The organism is Kordia sp. (genome assembly GCF_965283645.1).
In the GTDB taxonomy this organism is placed as follows: Bacteria; Bacteroidota; Bacteroidia; order Flavobacteriales; family Flavobacteriaceae; genus Kordia.
On the sequence record NZ_CBDIPG010000001.1, the window covers coordinates 4,477,156 to 4,495,654 of the forward strand.

The 18,499-nt window shown below is 34.4% G+C and carries 8 protein-coding genes; 6 read left to right on the plus strand and 2 right to left on the minus strand.

What is annotated here, in order from left to right:
• Nucleotides 1-30 precede the first annotated feature (30 nt).
• On the plus strand, nt 31-1,515 hold the full coding sequence (locus tag ACQ654_RS19955) for a mannitol dehydrogenase family protein (protein WP_430412104.1): 1,485 nt from the start codon (nt 31-33) through the stop codon (nt 1,513-1,515).
• An 80-nt stretch (nt 1,516-1,595) separates the two neighbouring features.
• Nucleotides 1,596-5,765: a two-component regulator propeller domain-containing protein gene (locus tag ACQ654_RS19960; RefSeq protein ID WP_430412105.1), complete on the plus strand. Its 4,170-nt coding sequence runs from the start codon at nt 1,596-1,598 to the stop codon at nt 5,763-5,765.
• A 68-nt stretch (nt 5,766-5,833) separates the two neighbouring features.
• Here the strand turns inward: ACQ654_RS19960 and ACQ654_RS19965 are convergent, their stop codons facing one another.
• Nucleotides 5,834-6,022 (minus strand): hypothetical protein, encoded by a 189-nt coding sequence (locus ACQ654_RS19965; RefSeq protein ID WP_430412106.1) that lies wholly within the window; start codon nt 6,020-6,022, stop codon nt 5,834-5,836.
• A 614-nt stretch (nt 6,023-6,636) separates the two neighbouring features.
• On the opposite strand from ACQ654_RS19965, the gene ACQ654_RS19970 reads away from it, so the two are divergent.
• The 4 genes from ACQ654_RS19970 (at nt 6,637) to ACQ654_RS19985 (ending at nt 16,028) form a co-directional block, all read left to right on the plus strand.
• Complete coding sequence (locus tag ACQ654_RS19970; protein WP_430412107.1) at nt 6,637-9,672, plus strand: SusC/RagA family TonB-linked outer membrane protein; 3,036 nt, start codon at nt 6,637-6,639, stop codon at nt 9,670-9,672.
• Nucleotides 9,673-9,687: 15 nt separating this feature from the next.
• The gene (locus ACQ654_RS19975) at nt 9,688-11,229 is read left to right on the plus strand and encodes a RagB/SusD family nutrient uptake outer membrane protein (RefSeq protein WP_430412108.1); all 1,542 of its coding nucleotides are present in this window, start codon (nt 9,688-9,690) and stop codon (nt 11,227-11,229) included.
• A 281-nt stretch (nt 11,230-11,510) separates the two neighbouring features.
• On the plus strand, nt 11,511-14,825 hold the full coding sequence (locus tag ACQ654_RS19980) for a VCBS repeat-containing protein (protein WP_430412109.1): 3,315 nt from the start codon (nt 11,511-11,513) through the stop codon (nt 14,823-14,825).
• Between the two features lie 225 nt (nt 14,826-15,050).
• Complete coding sequence (locus ACQ654_RS19985; RefSeq protein ID WP_430412110.1) at nt 15,051-16,028, plus strand: toll/interleukin-1 receptor domain-containing protein; 978 nt, start codon at nt 15,051-15,053, stop codon at nt 16,026-16,028.
• 170 nt (nt 16,029-16,198) lie between these two features.
• Here ACQ654_RS19985 and ACQ654_RS19990 read toward each other — a convergent pair whose 3' ends face one another.
• The gene (locus ACQ654_RS19990) at nt 16,199-18,490 is read right to left on the minus strand and encodes a glycoside hydrolase family 3 N-terminal domain-containing protein (RefSeq protein ID WP_430412111.1); all 2,292 of its coding nucleotides are present in this window, start codon (nt 18,488-18,490) and stop codon (nt 16,199-16,201) included.
• Nucleotides 18,491-18,499: the final 9 nt, after the last annotated feature.

The following is an 18,499-nucleotide window of genomic DNA, read 5'->3' on the forward strand; positions in this document are numbered from 1 at the left end:
TTAGTAAAATAGACGAAAAGAAAAGCACTAATGAAAAACACCTTAGCACTTAATCAAAAGAATTTAGTTGAAATTGAAGATCGAATTTCGGTACCGACATTTGATCGAAGTGTTTTAAAAGCAGGAATCATACACATAGGTGTTGGTGGTTTTCACAGAGCGCATCAAGCAGTATACACACACAAACTTTTAGAACAATCTAATTCCCAGAAATGGGGAATATGTGGTGTTGGCTTAAGAGAAGGAGATACTAAAATGGCTGAAGTTTTCAAACAACAGGACAATCTCTATACGCTTATGGTGAAACATCCCAATGGAAAAACAGCGTCTCAAATTATAGGTTCAATAATCGATTTTAAACTCGGTTTCAATAATCCTGAAGCTGTTATAGAACTTATGGCGCATTCTGACACAAAGATTGTTTCACTCACAATTACGGAAGGTGGATACAATTTTAATCCTGTTACGGGCAATTTTGATTTCGAGAATCCAGACATTCAACATGAACTAAAATTCCCTGATGAACCAAAAACAATATATGGGTTTTTAACAGCTGCCTTAAAAAAACGTCGCGATGCAAAATTGCCGCCATTTACAATTATGTCTTGTGATAATATTGAGCACAATGGTGATATGGCTCGCAACATGTTACTCTCATTTGTTAAAAAACAAGATGCACACCTTGCCAGTTGGATTGAAAGCGAAGTATGTTTTCCCAATAGTATGGTTGATCGGATAACACCAGTTACTACAAAAGCAGCTATAACGTATTTAGAAAAAACACACGAAATTAAAGATGAATGGCCAGTAACTTGCGAACCTTTCATGCAATGGATTGTAGAAGATAAATTTTCGAATGGACGACCAGAATTTGAAAAAGTAGGCGTACAATTTGTATCGGACGTAAAACCGTATGAGAAAATGAAACTTCGTCTACTAAACGCAGGGCATTCTGTGTTGGGTATCTTGGGTGCTGTTCAAGGTTTTCAGACGATTAATGAATGTATGGAAGATGATATATTTGTTACATGTTTAAGACGTTTTATGGACAAAGAAGCAACGCCTATTTTGGACGAAGTAAAAGGTATTGATCTAAAAAGTTACAAAGACAGTTTGGAGGAACGCTTTGCAAATCCAACTATTAAAGATAGTCTAAGTCGTATCTGTTCGGAAAGTGCCGCAAAATTGCCAAAATTTTTAATTCCGACCATTCATGAAAATTTAGCGATCCATGGAAATATAGAATTTGCAACCTTGGTGATTGCCGCATGGTGTTATTACAGTGACAAAGGCATTGACAAAAATGGTCAGTCAATTGAAATAGTTGATGCTATGCGTAGTGAGCTTCATCAAGCAGCAAAAAAAACCAAAACCGATCCTTTGGCATTTATAAAACAAGAATCTCTTTTTGGTAATCTTGTTAAAAATGAAAGATTTACAACGTTGTATACTGCTATGCTACGTCAAATTTATGAAGATCAAAACATTAAAAAGCACATGGTAAATCTGCTTTAATAAAAATAATTAAGCGTATGTATCCTTGTTCCAAAAAAAATAATTAATTAAATTAGATAACTGATTAAAGTGAATTTTATATGAAGAACATATTTTATTTTTTTTGCTTATATCTATTCACTTTTAACTCCTGGTCTCAAGAACCTATTCAAAAATACGATTTTGTAAGTATAAAAGAAGGCATCTCTAAAGTCGGAATCTACACAATAATTCAAGATGATTTAGGATTTATTTGGTTGGGAACTAATGGTGCAGGATTGTATCGTTATGATGGAATTAGTTATGAATCATACAAATATATCATCAATGATTCTACTTCTTTAAGTAGTAGTTTGGTACAAAGTTCATACCTCGATAGTAACAATAGATTGTGGTTCGGAACTGAAAATGGGCTCAATTTATACGATCGTGAAAATGATCGTTTCAAGCGAATTCCAAATGAAATTTTCAAGATTGAGGAAGATGAAAATATCACAATCAGTAGCCTAAAAGAAGATGCTCATGGAAATCTATTTGTCGGAACACTCGATTTCGGATTGTTTAAAATGAATTTAGACGATTTTACAATAGAACGCGTATTAAGCAATGAGTCGTTATCATCAATTTCGTTAAATGCAAGCGCTATTGAAATTGTTGCACCCGGAAAAGTGTATGTTGCAACTGACAGAGGAATTAAACTATATGACTACAAAACAAATACGTTACGGCCTGCAGTCTTTGAAAATGAAGAAAACACGCTTTCTATAAATAATTCGACAGAATCATTACTTGTCGATTCAGAAAATAATCTTTGGTTAGGAACTGAAACAGATGGATTGATAAAAGTGAGTTCTGTTACATCTTCCAACTCCGAAACAGTACACAACATTGATACGTTTTCATTCTCAAAAAATCAATATTTATCTCTAATTGAGCTTAAAAACGGAACTTTACTATGTGGGACTGAAAATGATGGCTTATATCATATAACCAAAAACGGAACTATTCTAAATCATTATGAAGTAAGTAAAAACAATACGAGTAGTATTTTGTCCAATTCTATATGGTCATTGTATATAGATAAAGATGAACGAATCTGGATTGGATATTACAATAAAGGTGTTTCAGTATACGATAAATTATATGATAAGTTTAATGAAATTAGGAGTTTACCTCAAAATCCGAATTCATTGCAACATGCTTCAGTTGCAGGCATAGCACAAGATGAAAATGATAAACTTTGGATTGCTATGGATGGTGGTGGGATTGATATTTTTGATAAGAAAAATCAAAACATAACGCATATCAATACCAAAAATGATCAAACATATAAGGGACTAACAAGCGATTATGTTGAAGCGTTACTCATAGATAGAAATCAAGATTTATGGGCTGGAAGTTGGGGAGGTGGATTGTTCTATTTGAAAAAGGGAACTAAAAAGTTTGTCAATTTCACACGAGAAAACACAAATGAAACTTTAAAATCGAACAGAATTCTATCGCTTGCAGAGGACGCTGAAGGACTCATTTGGATGGGATCATACAACAGAGGATTACACTCGTACAATCCAAAAACAAAGAAGTTTACACACTATAATTTTGGGGATTTTCTAACATATAGATTGGCAAATATTGAAATAAGAAAAGTAATTGTTGATCGGAATGATCACATTTGGTTGGGAACTGGAATAGGACTTTTTAAAGCGGAAAAACAAGGAGATGGTAAATTTTTAATTACTCCGATGCGAGATAAAATGCCAGAAAGGTTCAACAATAATAGTAGCTCAGACAATATCTTATCCATTTTTGAAAGTGCCGATCATTCTATTTGGGTAGGGACAAGAGGTAACGGTTTGTTTAAATACGATCAGAAATCAGAAGCTTTTATTTGGTATAACAACCTCAATGGTTTAGTTGAAGAAAATGTAAATGGAATTACGCAAAGTGAAGATGGAAACATTTGGTTAGCAGGAAACTCAGGAATAACAAAATTAAATGTAAAAGATAATTCTTTCACCAATTATACGAGTAATGATGGCTTATTATCCAACGATTACAACATCAATTCGGCATTTAGGGACACGGAAGGAATAATATATTTTGGAAACTTTCAAGGTATTGATTATTTCAATCCATTAGATATAAAAATCAATCAAAATGTACCTTCATTATACCTAACAGAATTTAAACTATTCAATGAAAGTGTAATTCCAAATGAAGAAAAATCACCTCTAGAAAAAGTAATATCCAACACAGATAGCTTAACGCTCAATAGCAAACAATCGGTTTTCACCATTGAATATTCAAGCATTAACTACACACGACCAGAAAAAAACGAATATGCATACTACTTGGAAGGGTATGAAACTTCTTGGAATTACGTGGGGAAAAAACGAAGTGCAACCTACACAAATTTAGATCCAGGCGATTACACATTCAAACTAAAAGCGGCGAATAATGATGGTGTTTGGAACGAAACTCCATTGCTACTAAGCATAAAAATATTACCACCTTGGTGGAAAACAATTTGGGCAATACTATCATATGTATTCCTATTTTTAGCAGGCGTATATCTGTTGAATAAAATAACGCGGACGAGAATTAGAGACAAGCAGTTGGTCGCTAACGAACGTAACAATCGCCTGTTAGAAAAAGAACTGAATGAAAAAAAGTTGCAATTTTTCACCAACATATCACACGAATTTAGAACGCCACTTTCGTTGATTATTGGTCCGTTGGAAGATATTATCAAAAACGATAGTACGGTTCTTCCTGAAAGAATAAAAGAAAAACACAGCACAATTCATAAAAATACCAACAGATTATATCGTTTAATCAATGAATTACTTGACTTTAGAAAACTTGAATTGGATAAGGTGCAAATCAAAGTACGTGAACTCAATCTAGTTTCTTTTACTAAAAATGTAACGAGTCATTTTAAAGAAGAAGCGTTTATCAAAAACATTCATCTTAGTATTGATACTGATATTCAGGATATTGCAATTTTTGCAGATGAAAGAATGTTGGAAAAAATAATCTTCAACATTCTATCAAATGCGTTTAAAGTGACACAAGAAGGTGGCGCTATCACTGTTGATTTGTCTGCAAAAGAAGATTTAGTCGATTTGCCATTAGCCAATGATAAAGAAAAAATAAAAGCGATTGAAATTTCAATATCTGACACAGGACCAGGGTTAAAACAAGATCAAATAGATAAAATATTCAAACGTTTCTATCAAGTTGATAACCTTAACAAAACCTATTATGGAGGCACAGGAATTGGCTTAGAAGTAGTTCAAAACTTTGTAAAACTTCACAAAGGAAAAATAAAAGTAACAAGCGAAGTAGGAACGGGAACTACTTTTACAATCGTATTGCCAGCAAGTGGTGAATACTTTAGCGAAGACGAACGATTAACAGAACGTGTTGAAGATCAGGTGAAAAAAGAAGAAAACTTTGTAATTCCTGCTGTACATGCTGAAAACATGGTAGAAGAAGATGAAAGAAAAGTAAATGTAACGGCGCACACGTTATTAATTGTTGAAGACAATACGGAACTGCGCAATTACTTAAAAAATGAACTAAAAACACACTACAAAATACTACTTGCAAAAAACGGAAAAGAAGGTTTGCAACTAGCAAAAGAATTCTTGCCAGACATTATCATGACAGACGTAATTATGCCAGAAATGGACGGTTTCATGTTCTGTAAACACATAAAAAGCGACATCAAAACGAGTCATATTCCATTGTTAATGCTAACTGCCAAAACACGTATAGAAAACCGAATGGAAGGTATTGAAAACGGCGCAGATGCATACATGGTAAAACCTTTTGATGTTGGTTTACTAAAACTGCGATTGTCACAATTAATTACGAGTAGACAACTAATCTTCAATAAATATTTTAGTGTGATAAGTGATGCAGACAATAAAACCACGACTTCTATTGACAAAGAATTTATTGAAAAAGTATTGGGGTATATCAACGAAAGTATTGGAGATCCAAACTTAAATGTAGAATCGTTAGCGTCACAACTAAATCTAAGTAGAAGTCAATTCTATCGAAAAATAAAAGCCTTAACAAATCAAACGGCAAATGAATTCATTCGTAACATTCGGTTATTACGCGCCAAGCAAATCATAGAAATGGGCAACAATAACATTAGTGAAGTGTGTTACAAAGTTGGTTTCTCATCACCATCCTATTTTACCAAATGCTTTAAAAGTCACTTTGGTGTATTACCAAAAGAAATTGAAAATACGAACTAAAAAATATAGTATTTATAAGATAATAAAAAAGGATTCTACGAGTAGAATCCTTTTTTGCACTATAAATTTTATGCTGGATGTGATCCCATGTCACAATGCCAATTCTGTGTACAGTTTGGTCCAGTACAATACTCTTGTAGCGTTCCCCAACAATAATCTGGCGCATAACTTGTACCACCACCTTTAACACTATCTGTATTCAAATTTGAAACAGATTTCTTGTTAATTTTCAACGACTTAAGATTTTTTTTCTTCATGGTTTAAAGTTTTAAAAATTAATTTTCTTAAAGTTAAATAATATGATTAAGAACTACTTACGGTAAAACCTTACTTAACTTTAGCTTGAATAGCAACTAATTTTTTGATTGAAAAATGTCATAAAAAAGAAGTACCAAATGCTATATTTTAACATTTTCTTCGTAAATCATCAAGCACTGAAAATCTAAATTTCAGTTGCAACGTCAAAAAAGAGCCTGCAACAAATGTTGCAGGCTCTTTTTTGATAAAAAAAGGTCTCATTTTTTGTGAAATATGAATTGTAACTACTTGATAATTAATAATTATTGAAGTAAAGGTGTGTATAATTCCGAACTATTAAATATGAAGCATAATTCCTAAGACATATGCAACTACAACGTTGTATTATATGTAAAACGCATCAAAAGTTGCATCATATGCTTTATAATTCATATTAATTAATTAATATTTTTTTAACATTTGTGAAATGCGAATTAAAAAATTTAAATGGAGTGTGCTAAATGAGTTCATTCTTATTGTTGCAATTATTGGACTAATAATTTTTCTCATAGTTTTTATTTTTTAAAAAACAATCAATAAACCAAACTAACTAACTAACCATTAAACCAATTTTATGAAGATTATACCGCTAAAAAAGTTTTTCTTTTTCATAATCTTTCTCTACGGGAGCTTTTTACAAGCACAAACAGTCAAGGGAAAAGTAACAACTGCTGACGGGCCATTACCTGGAGCAACAGTTTTAGTCAAAGGAACCGATAATGGAACCTCATCAGATTTTGATGGTAATTACACACTAAACAATGTAGCTTCTAACGCAACATTAGTTGTAAGTTACGTAGGATACCTTACGCAAGAAGTTGCCATTAATGGTCTATCTACAGTAAATATTACTTTGGTTGAAGATGCAGCAGCATTAGACGAAGTTGTTGTTGTTGGGTATGGAGCTAAAAAGAAAAGTTTAGTTACTGGAGCTATATCTAGTGTAAACAGTGACGACATTAAAAGTGTATCTAACCAAAGAGTTGAGCAAGCCTTACAAGGTCGAACTTCAGGTGTTACGGTTTCGTCTTCATCAGGTTCACCAGGTTCAGGCGCTCGAATTAGAATTAGAGGAACAGGATCAAGTGGAACTTCAGAACCATTATTTATTGTGGATGGAATGAAAGTATCTACAATTGACAACATTCCACCATCAGATATTGAAAACCTAGAAGTACTAAAAGATGCAGCTTCTGCAGCTATTTATGGTACTGAAGGTGCAAATGGTGTTATCATCATCACCACAAAAAGTGGAAAAGGAAAAGAAATCAAAGTAAACTTTAATTCACAAATTGGTGCACAATTTTTACAAAGTGATATACAATTAATGAACGCGTCCCAGTTTGTAACGTATATGAACGAAGCAGGAATTACTTCCGTAGTAGACAATGGAACTGATACCAATTGGATTGATGCATTATTTGGCACAGCTTTTATGCAACGTTATGACTTAAGTTTATCTGGAGAAGCTGCTAATATTGGATATTACTTCTCAGTAGCGCATACCGACCAAGATGGTATTGTGGCAAGAGAAAACTCTTCTTTCAAGCGAACATCATTTCGTTTAAACTTAAAAACTGAATTAACAGATTGGGTAGAAGTTGGTGCAAGTGCCACAGCTTCATTCATCAATAAACGAGGTGTTCAAGAAAATAATGACACACGTGGTGTAATTCAAAATGCATTAGTATTAGATCCATTAACACCCGTAAAATATGCGCAAGGACAAGTACCACAAGAAGTACTTACCAGAGCGGCAAGTAACGGTTTTCCAGATGTACCATTACTAACGAGTAGTTATGGAGCTATATACGGATATCCAGTATATTCTACAGGAGAAACTATAAACCCAGTAGCATTAGCAGATGTAAACAAAACATTAAATGAAAACAATCAATTCTTATCTACAGTATATGCGAAGTTTAACATCTTAGAAGGACTAAACTTTACAACAAGACTTGGATATGAATACAGAGATTTTTACAATCAAAATACAATCACACCATACTTTGTATCTTCAGAATCGCAAAATACTGCCTTTACCATGTCTGAGTCAAGAATACGTTCAACACGATGGTTATGGGAAAACTTTGCATCCTATACAAAATCATTTGACAATCATAACTTCTCAGTATTAGCAGGATATTCTGCAGAGGAAACTGAAATACCAACAATTATATCAAGAAGTGGTTCGATAGCGATTCCTGACTTTACAGGATTTGACTTAGACTTACCAGGATATACAATTGATGACAAAACAGCAAACATCAATACATTCAGAGACAACTTAGTGTCTATGTATGGTAGATTATCATATGACTATGCAGGAAAGTATTTATTTGAAGCTTCTATACGACGTGATCGTTCGGACAAATTTCCAACGGCTAACAAAGCAGGAACATTCTCTGCATTCTCTGGAGGTTGGTTGCTATCTAAAGAAGATTTCTGGAATAAAGACTCGTTTGTAAACTACTTCAAAATAAGAGGAAGTTGGGGACAAAATGGTAACAAATCTAACTTATCAGGAAACTCGGATCTTATCAGTATCACAAGAAACATCAACGGACAACCAATTGACTACTTAGGTGTTGGTGGAGCACAAATTACAGGATTTGCAAACACAAACTTAGTTTGGGAAACATCTTCGCAAACAAACTTTGGTATTGACGTAAGAGCACTAAAAAACAAATTACGTTTCTCAGTCGATTACTTTAAGAAAACAACAGAAGACTTAATTGTATCTGATGGTAGTTTAATAACACCAGGTTCAGCAGGATTTACTTCTAATGAATTCAATGCAGGTACAATTGAAAACACAGGGCTGGAATTTGAAATAGGATATGCAAACAATGACAATGAATTCAAATATCAAATCAACGCAAACTTATCTACCATAAAAAACGAAGTAACAGAAATACTATTCTTACCAGAAGGAACTTCGATCAGAGGAGCAGGAGCACCGCAAAATGATGATGGAATCACAAGATTTACACAAGGTTTACCAGCATGGTACTTCTTCGGATATCAAACAAGTGGTGTAGATCCAGCAACTGGAGAACTGCAAAGAGTTGATACAGATGGAGATGGTAACATTACAAATGCAGACAAAACATTTATCGGTTCGCCGCATCCAGATGTATTATTTGGAGGAAACATAGCGTTCCAATACAAAGCGTTTGACTTTAACTTACAATACCAAGGAAGTCTTGGAAACGAAATCTTTACTTCGTACAATCAGCCTTCCAGACCTATCACCAACAAGCCAGTACATTACTTTGATGAAAGATGGCAAAATCCAGGTGACAATGCAACTTTCCCATCAGCAGCAACGATTACAGATTCGTACGATACTGACCTAATGGTAGAAGATGGTTCATACATGAGAATAAAACAAATTCAATTTGGATACACAGTACCACAAAAAGTAGCTGAAAAGTTACATGTAAATAATTTAAGATTATACGTATCTTTAGATGACTACTTTACGTTCACTAAATACAGAGGTTTAGATCCTGAAATAGGAAACTTCGGATTTAATGATATCGGAGTCGATAGAGGATATTATCCAACTGCCGCAAGAATGATATTTGGACTTGCTTTAGACTTTTAACCAAAAAAAATGAAAATGAAAAAAAACATTCTATTAATTGCCGTAATTTTATTTTTGGGGATTGCAGCTTGTAGTGACGATTTCACTACAAACGAACCTGAAAATGTAGAAGACCTAGAAACATTCTTCCAAGAAGAAGAAAATGTCGAAGCCGCCGTAATTGGTATTTATGACCTATTTCACTTAAACTATAGTAGAGATTGGAGCAGTGCCTTTCTTGTAAAATTACTTCCTGGAGATGATGCTAACGCAGCCGGAGGAAATTCAAGTGATCAACCACAATTGCAAGACATTGACGATTATGCAAATATTTCAACAGCTAATGGATCAATTGAAAGTGTATGGAACAACTTTTACAGTACCATAGCACTTTCTAACTTAGTAATTGAAAGCTTAAAAGAAAGCACGCTAAGCAACAAAGATAGAGCAACAGCAGAAGCTAAATTTATTAGAGCTTGGTGCTACTTTGAACTAACAACCATGTTTGGTGATGTTCCTTTACGTTTAACCTTACCACAAGGAGCAGCAGACTTTGGATTGGCAAAATCAACAAGAGCGCAAATCTATGTACAGGTTGAAGCAGACTTAACAGATGCTATCGCAAGCTTACCTGCAAAATCAGCATTAGCAGACGAATTCAGATTCTCTAAAGGAGCTGCAGAAGCTGTAATGGCAAAAGTATTAGTATTTCAAGAAAGATATTCAGAGGCAATTCCATTCTTTCAATCAGTAATAGGAAATCCTTCTCACGACTTAGAAGCTACACCTGCTGCTGTATGGACAGCGGCAAGTGAATTTGGACAAGAATCTTTAGTAGAACTAGGTTTTGTATCAACATCTGGAAGAGACTGGGGAAACATTGCTTGGGGAGGACGTAACGAAAGTAACTTACACATTCAACTAATGGGACCTAGAGGAGATGGAATCTTCGATGTATCTTCAGCTGGTTTATTAAACGGATGGGGATTCAACTTACCAACTGCAAAACTAGCAAATGCATTTGATGCCGCGGGTGATACCAACAGAAAAGCAGCTACACTGCTTACAGAAGCTGAATTAATAGCCATGGGAGGAAGTGTTGATCCAACAAGTGCAACTGGTGGAGTTATCTGGGATTATGAAGGTTCAATTAGAGTGAAATATGCTTCAAGAGCAGAAGAAACAACTGCTGACGGAGTTCGTGAACTAAACTACAGTACAAACTTTAGAATATTCCGTTATGCAGAAGTATTACTACTAGCGGCAGAAGCGTATAACAAAGCTGGACAAGATGGTAATGCACGTACAGAATTAAATAAAGTTAGAAACAGAGCTGGATTAGCAGATGTGAGCCCGTCACTTGGTGGAAATGACTTATTTGATGCAATTGTAAATGAAAAATTCTTAGAACTAGCTCATGAAGGACAACGTTTCTGGGATTTAGTTCGTTGGGGAAGAGCCGCAACAGAATTAGCTGGAACAGGATATGCTTCTAGAAATGATTTATTTCCAATACCAATTACAGAAATTGACAAAAACTCGGAACTTACAGTAGCAGATCAAAACCCTGGATACTAAGAAGTACGTCAATGATCTAATCAAAATAAAATATTTGAATTGCTGTAACAAAGCAGTGTGTGATACCATACTGCTTTGTTATTTTTAGTAAAACTCCATTTTGAGAAGTTTACACAATCAAAAATATAAGTTGAACTAATACTGATGAAATTCAGTACCTTTAAATATCTATAAAGTAAAAGAGAATTACGTCAAATCGAGTGAAATTCTTGCACAAAGAATTTTATATTGAGATTAAGGAATTCTTTGCTGTCAAACTCTTAAAAAAATCCAATTCACCAATGAAAAGACTAAGCAACATTCTTATTGTTTTTCTTCTCATCTACAGTTGTTCTCCAAAAAACGACGAAGTTGTCGTAAAAGAAAAGCTTTTCACAAAATTAACCACTCAAAAAACAAATGTCACTTTCAACAATAAACTCGTTGAAACGGATTCACTAAACTATTTTGAATATACTTCAATCTATATGGGTGGCGGCATTTCAGTTGGTGACATCAACAATGACGGTTTGCCCGATTTATTCTTCACAGGAAACCAAGTTCAAAACAAACTATATCTAAACAAAGGAAACTTAGAATTTCAAGACATTACAGAAACTAGCAATATTTCTGGTGATAATCGCTGGTACACAGGAACAACAATGGTAGACATCAATAACGATGGCTATTTAGATATCTATTGCTCAGTTGCAGGAAAAAGCGGCAACAAAAAAAATCAACTATTCCTAAACAGTAAAGACAATACATTTACGGAAGTCGCTGAAAAATACGGAATTGCAGACGAAGGAAACTCCATTCAAGCAACATTTTTTGACTATGACAATGATGGCGATTTAGACATGTATTTGGCAAACTATCCAATAGGACATCCTTCTACGCCAAACATGATTTACAAAAATCGAATGGACAATCCCAAAACGATTGAATCTGATAAGCTCTACAGAAATGACGGTGAAGCGTTTACCGATGTATCGGAAGAAGCAGGCGTAAAAAATTACAGTTTCTCCATCGGAATTGCCGCCGCTGATATAAACAATGATGGTTGGTTGGACATGTACGTTTCAAACGATTACAGCATTCCAGATTTTATGTACATCAACAATCAAGATGGAACATTCAAAGAAGTCATCAAAGAAGCAACGAATCAAACGGCGTTTTACGGAATGGGCGTTGACATTGCAGACATTAACAATGATGGTTTTCTAGATATTTTCCAAGCTGACATGGACGCAGACAACAATCGACGCCAAAAAGCAAACATGGCAAGCATGAATCCGCGCTTGTTCTACGAAACAGTACTCTACGGATTTCACTATCAATACATGCACAATTGTATGCAACTCAATACTGGGTTCATGGAAAATGGTGTGCCAAAATTCTCGAACATTTCTCGTTTAACAGGAACATCATCAACCGATTGGAGTTGGGCGCCACTATTTGCCGATTTCGATAACGATTCGCACAAAGACTTATTTGTAAGTAACGGAACTCGTAAAGAAATCAATAACAAAGACTTTTTCAAAAACATAGGAAAAGAGGAATATGAAAAACGATCACTGCTAGAAAAAAGTAAACTGATTCCAAGTGAAAAAATAGACAATTTCATATTTAAAAATCTTGGCGGATTGGAATTCAAAAAAGTCAATCAAGATTGGGGAATTGAACACAAAGGATTCTCAAATGGCGCAGTCTACGCCGATTTAGACAATGATGGCGATTTAGAAATCATTATCAACAATATAGATGAAGAAGCCGTTATCTTTCAAAACAATGCTTCCAACACGAACAACTATCTAAAAATAAAACTCGAAGGAAATTCGAAAAACAAATACGGTTTAGGTTCACGAGTTATCATGTATGTAGATGGAAAACAACAAGTACAAGAATTAACCTTAACTAGGGGATTTCAATCTTCGGTAGCTCCAGAATTACATTTCGGATTGAAAAAAACAACACAAATAGACAGTTTAAAAGTGATTTGGAACGATGGAAAAATCTTTACGCAAAAAACGACAATTGTAAATCAAACATTGGTATTAAACTATGAAGATGCTGTTTCCAAGACCCAAAACCCAATAGCTGACACATCGAGCGGAATCGAGATGCAAAAACGATTCATAACAAACACAGAACTTTCAAAAATCATCAAACATATAGAAAACGATCATGACGATTTTGCAACGCAAGTATTATTGCCACACAAAATGTCAACTTTAGGTCCAGCGGTTGCGACTGCTGATGTCAATAACGATGGAATGGAAGACATCTTTTTAGGTGGATCATTTGGAAAATCGGCTAATTTGTATCTACAAACCAAAAACGGTTTTAAACCGCAAAAAACAACTGCTTTTGATGCGGATAAAATCTCGGAAGATGTTGGTGCATTATTTTTTGATCCTGATGAAGATGGCGATCAAGATTTATATGTTGTAAGTGGCGGATATGAATTTGCGCAAAATTCAAACTTTCTAAAAGATCGATTCTATATAAATGATGGAAAAGGTCAATTTCAAAAAAGTGAAACTGCAATTCCTGCCAACACAATTAGTGGTTCACGTGTTTATGAACTTGACTATAACAAAGATGGAAAACAAGATGTATTAGTATTAGGAAGACAAACGCCTGGGAAATATCCGTTTCCAACTTCAAGTTATATATTAGAAAACATATCTATGAATGGTGTGGTGAAATTTGAAGACAATACCGAAAACTTTGCGCCTTTTCTTCAGAACTTAGGAATGGCAACAAGCGCTGTTATCACAGATTTTAACAACGATTCATGGGAAGATATTATCATTGTTGGCGAATGGATGCCAATCACAATATTGCAAAACAATAAAGGCGTTTTTGAAAATGTCACAGAGAAATTCGGACTCAACGAAACAGTAGGTTGGTGGTGGAGCATTAATGAAGGTGATTTTGACAACGATGGCGATATCGATTATGTATTGGGAAATAACGGACTCAACTACAAATACAAAGCTACAGAAGACGAAACTTTTGACATCTATGTAGAGGATTTTGATAAAAATTCAAAAGAAGACATTGTACTCAGTTACTATGAAAATGGCGAACAATATCCGTTGCGTGGTCGTCAATGTTCTTCGCAACAAGTACCTGGCATACAGCAGAAATTCAAAAACTACGACGAATTTTCAACGGCAACACTTATTGATGTCTATGGAGAAAAAAACTTAGAAAACGCATTGCATTATCAGGTGAAATCGTTTGCAAGTATCTATCTAGAAAACACAAAAGATGGTTTCAAAATTCATCAATTACCGATGGAAGTACAACTTTCAAGCATCAATCAAATACTAGTAGATGATTATGACAACGATGGAAATTTAGATTTACTACTCGCAGGAAATTTATACAACTCCGAAATAGAAACGCCAAGAAATGATGCAAGTTATGGCGCATTCTTACAAGGAAATGGAAAAGGAGAATTCAAGGCAATTCCTGTCACACAAAGCGGATTTTACACTTCTGGAGACGTCAAAGATTTACAAACCATCACCGTTGGAAAAACGCGATACATTCTTTCCATAAAAAATAATGACTTTGTGCAATTCATTAAATATAATACACGCTAAACTGTCATACCTTTTCTTTATAAGTGATTTAATTCTTACAAATAAAATTTAAAACCGCTCAAATTATTTTGTTATCTGAGATGATTCTTCTAGTTTTAGGGATAACTAAAGTTTGACGATCAAACAAGGTTTAGATATACTACTAGAAATAGTAGGAGTTTTTGTTATGCATACGTTATGGGCAATTAGAAGAACCATAAAATCAAAATTTATTATTCGAAATATATGAAGAGTTTAACAGAATATTTGAAAGAAGAACTTGAAAAAGGAAATATGCGGTCATTGAGTGATAGTATTAAACAAAGCTTAATTGATAAGGAAAAAATTAATTGGGTAAGAGAATATAATAAACTTTTGGTGACTATTAATAAAAAGGAATCTTATTTTTCAGGAGGAACTTTTATTAGTATTATAAGGGAGTTTGATCCATATTTTCATGACTATTTGCAATACATTAATTTTAGAAAGAATGAAGGTTTGAGTACTAGTCGGAAAGATTATTTTTATGATATTTTAATGAGTTTTAAAGAAGATGTTCGTTTGGATATTATAAATAGAATGTCTGAACACGCAAATGAATTAGAAGAAAATTATAAAGAACCAACTCTTCCTGATTTCGGTTTTGAAACGCCTACTATAGTAGAACCTATATTGGCAGAAAAGAAAGAAAAAATTTTAGTTACAGAAGAAAGTGAAGAAACAATAAATACTGAGACAATTGAGAATCCTACAGTTTTTATTTCATATTCTTGGGATAATGAAGAACATCAAAATTGGATTTTAAACCTTTCTAAAAGACTGTTTGATAGTGGAGTACAGGTAATTTTAGATAGATATGAATTGAAACCTGGTGATAATATGATGACTTTTATGGAACAGTCTATTCCAAAAGCGGATAAGGTGCTAATTATTTTTACTCCTAATTACAAAACAAAAGCAGAAGGACGAAAAGGCGGAGTTGGATTTGAATATTCAATTCTTAACACAGAACTATATGGTCAAATCTCTGAAAATAGTAAATATATTCCTGTTTTAAAAAGCGGAACATTTCAAGAAAGCATTCCAAATTTTATTCAGCAATTCATTGCTGTAGACATGACGAATGATTCATTATTTGAATCAAAACTTAATGACTTATTGTTAACGATTTATAACAAGCCACTCGTTGAGAAGCCTAAGTTAGGTAAATCTCCATTTAAATAAAAAGCCCATAACAAAGAACTAAGGTAAAAAACAAGTAAAAGCCAATACTTGAATAAAAATAAACGAAAACAAACCACGATAAAACCAGCAAGATCGTCATCATGGTTCGGTTTCTAAAAATTTCTTCTTTGGTCTCAATACATACTTACCAACCAAAAACCACCCAACATTTATTCTTTCAAATAAAACGAACTTTCCAATCCTTGCGCGGCATTTGGACCAACCCAAACATTGAATTTTCCTTCTTCTGCGGCATCAATCAATTTGTGATTGACAAATTTTAAATCCTCTGACGAAATCTTGAATGTTACTTCTTTCGTTTCGCCACTTTTCAAGTGTATATGTTCAAACCTTTTCAGTTCTCTGATTGGTCTCGTAATGCTTCCAACAACATCTTGCACATACAATTGCACCAATTCTGTTCCGTCTCTTTTTCCAGTATTTGTAATGGAAGCCGTAATTGTTAGCTCTTTATTAAAATTGATAGTATCATTTGAAACAGCTACATTTTCGTACTTAAATTCCGTGTACGACAAGCCATATCCGAACGGAAAATGTGGCGTATAACCAATATCTAAATAATGCGAATCGTTTCCAAGTGAACTTTGCCAAACACCAATAGGAATGCTATCCATTTGCGTAAATTGATCTGCTTCTGCAGGTCTTCCTGTATTTTTATGATTGTAGAAATACGGCAACTGTCCCGCAGTTTTTGGCCAAGAAACTGGCAATCTTCCTTGAGGTTCACTAATTCCAAAAATAATTTCTCGCAACGCTTCTCCGCCCATAGTTCCTGGATGCCAAGCCATTAAAACAGCATCTACATCATCAATAATATTTGTAATCGTAATTGGGCGTCCTGCCATAATCACAAGGACAATTGGTTTTCCTGTTTTTGCCAATTCTTTAAGTAATTCAACTTGCGCGCCTGGCAAATCAATATTGGCTCTACTATGCGCTTCTCCTGATAAAATAGCTTCTTCACCACCAAAAAATAAAATCACATCTGCGTTTTTTGCGGCACGAATTGCTTCCCCAAATCCTTTCGTTGTTTTGTCTCTACTATAGGTTAATCCTTCTACAAATTGAAAGTTTACATTTGCTTTTTCAAACGCAATTGTTGGTGTATTGGTATGTGTTCTTTCGCCATCAAATGACCATGTTCCCAATTGTTCATGTGGTTTGTTCGCCATTGGACCAATGACGGCAACTTTTGTGGTTTCTTTTAACGGAAGAATGGACTCGTTTTTTAATAAAACCGTGCTTTTTATAGCTGCTTTTTTGGCTTCCGCCAGATGTGCCTCTGCATATAAATTTCCTGTATGATCTTTTGGAATATATGGATTTTCAAATAAATTCAATCTGAGTTTAATACGTACTATATTTTTTGCAAATTCATCCAATTGTGCTTCGGTAACTTTTCCTTCTTCGATTAATTTTTTAAGATGATTTTCATAGGCTTCACTTGACATTTCCATGTCCAAACCTGCAATAGCAGATAATTCACCGGCATGTTTTTCGTCTCTTGCAAATCCGTGTGCAATCATTTCTACCGTAGAATCCCAATCACTCACAACAAATCCGTCAAAATTTAATTCACCTCTCAATACATCTTTCAGTAGAAATTCATTTCCCGTTACCGGAATTCCATTTACTTCATTAAAAGAACTCATCACCGTAGCCGCGCCAGCATCAATTGCTGATTTAAAAGGTGGCAAGTATATATTTCGTAATAATGGCTCTGAAAGATTTACCGTATTATAATCTCTTCCGCCAATAGCGGCGCCATATCCAATAAAATGTTTTGCGCATGCCGCCATACTTGTTGGACTACTTAAATCATTACTTTGAAAACCTTCTACATATGCTTTTCCTAAAATAGAAGCCAAGTACGGATCTTCTCCTGGTGATTCTGCGATTCTTCCCCAACGACTGTCTCTAGCAATGTCTAACATCGGTGCAAATGTCCATCTGATTCCTGCCGAACTCGCTTCAAATGCTGCAATTTCTGAAGAAACTCTCGCCGTTTCTGCATCCCAAGAAGCTGCCAAACCTAACGGAATTGGGAAAAGGGTTTTGAATCCGTGAATGACATCACGTGCGAAAATTAAAGGAATTCCATTTGGACTTTCTTCAACGGCAATTTTTTGTAATTCTTTTACATAGTCAAGATTCATTACATTTAAAAAAGCGCCAATTTCACCGTTTCTAACAGCCGTTTTTAATTCTTCAGGCAATTGCCCTTCAACTCTGCTTGATGTTCCTCTCAAATTGGTTTGTCCAATTTTTTCTTCGAGCGTCATTTTAGCAAGTATTTCGTTGATTCTTGCTTCTATTTTATCATCTACAGCATTTGTTTTTGGAGTGGTTTTTTCTTCATTTGCACAGTTGATAAGTAGCAAACTTAGTAGAATAAAAAAGATTGATTTCGTGATGTGTTTGGTTCGTTGTTGGAGTTTCATATTGATTCG

Excerpts from the sequence above, each read along its gene's own strand:
- ACQ654_RS19960 (WP_430412105.1), top strand. The coding sequence starts at position 1,596 with ATGAAGAACATATTTTATTTTTTTTGCTTATATCTATTCACTTTTAAC.
- ACQ654_RS19970 (WP_430412107.1), top strand. The coding sequence starts at position 6,637 with ATGAAGATTATACCGCTAAAAAAGTTTTTCTTTTTCATAATCTTTCTC.
- ACQ654_RS19990 (WP_430412111.1), bottom strand. The coding sequence starts at position 18,490 with ATGAAACTCCAACAACGAACCAAACACATCACGAAATCAATCTTTTTT.
- ACQ654_RS19980 (WP_430412109.1), top strand. The coding sequence starts at position 11,511 with ATGAAAAGACTAAGCAACATTCTTATTGTTTTTCTTCTCATCTACAGT.
- ACQ654_RS19965 (WP_430412106.1), bottom strand. The coding sequence starts at position 6,022 with ATGAAGAAAAAAAATCTTAAGTCGTTGAAAATTAACAAGAAATCTGTT.
- ACQ654_RS19975 (WP_430412108.1), top strand. The coding sequence starts at position 9,688 with ATGAAAAAAAACATTCTATTAATTGCCGTAATTTTATTTTTGGGGATT.
- ACQ654_RS19985 (WP_430412110.1), top strand. The coding sequence starts at position 15,051 with ATGAAGAGTTTAACAGAATATTTGAAAGAAGAACTTGAAAAAGGAAAT.
- ACQ654_RS19955 (WP_430412104.1), top strand. The coding sequence starts at position 31 with ATGAAAAACACCTTAGCACTTAATCAAAAGAATTTAGTTGAAATTGAA.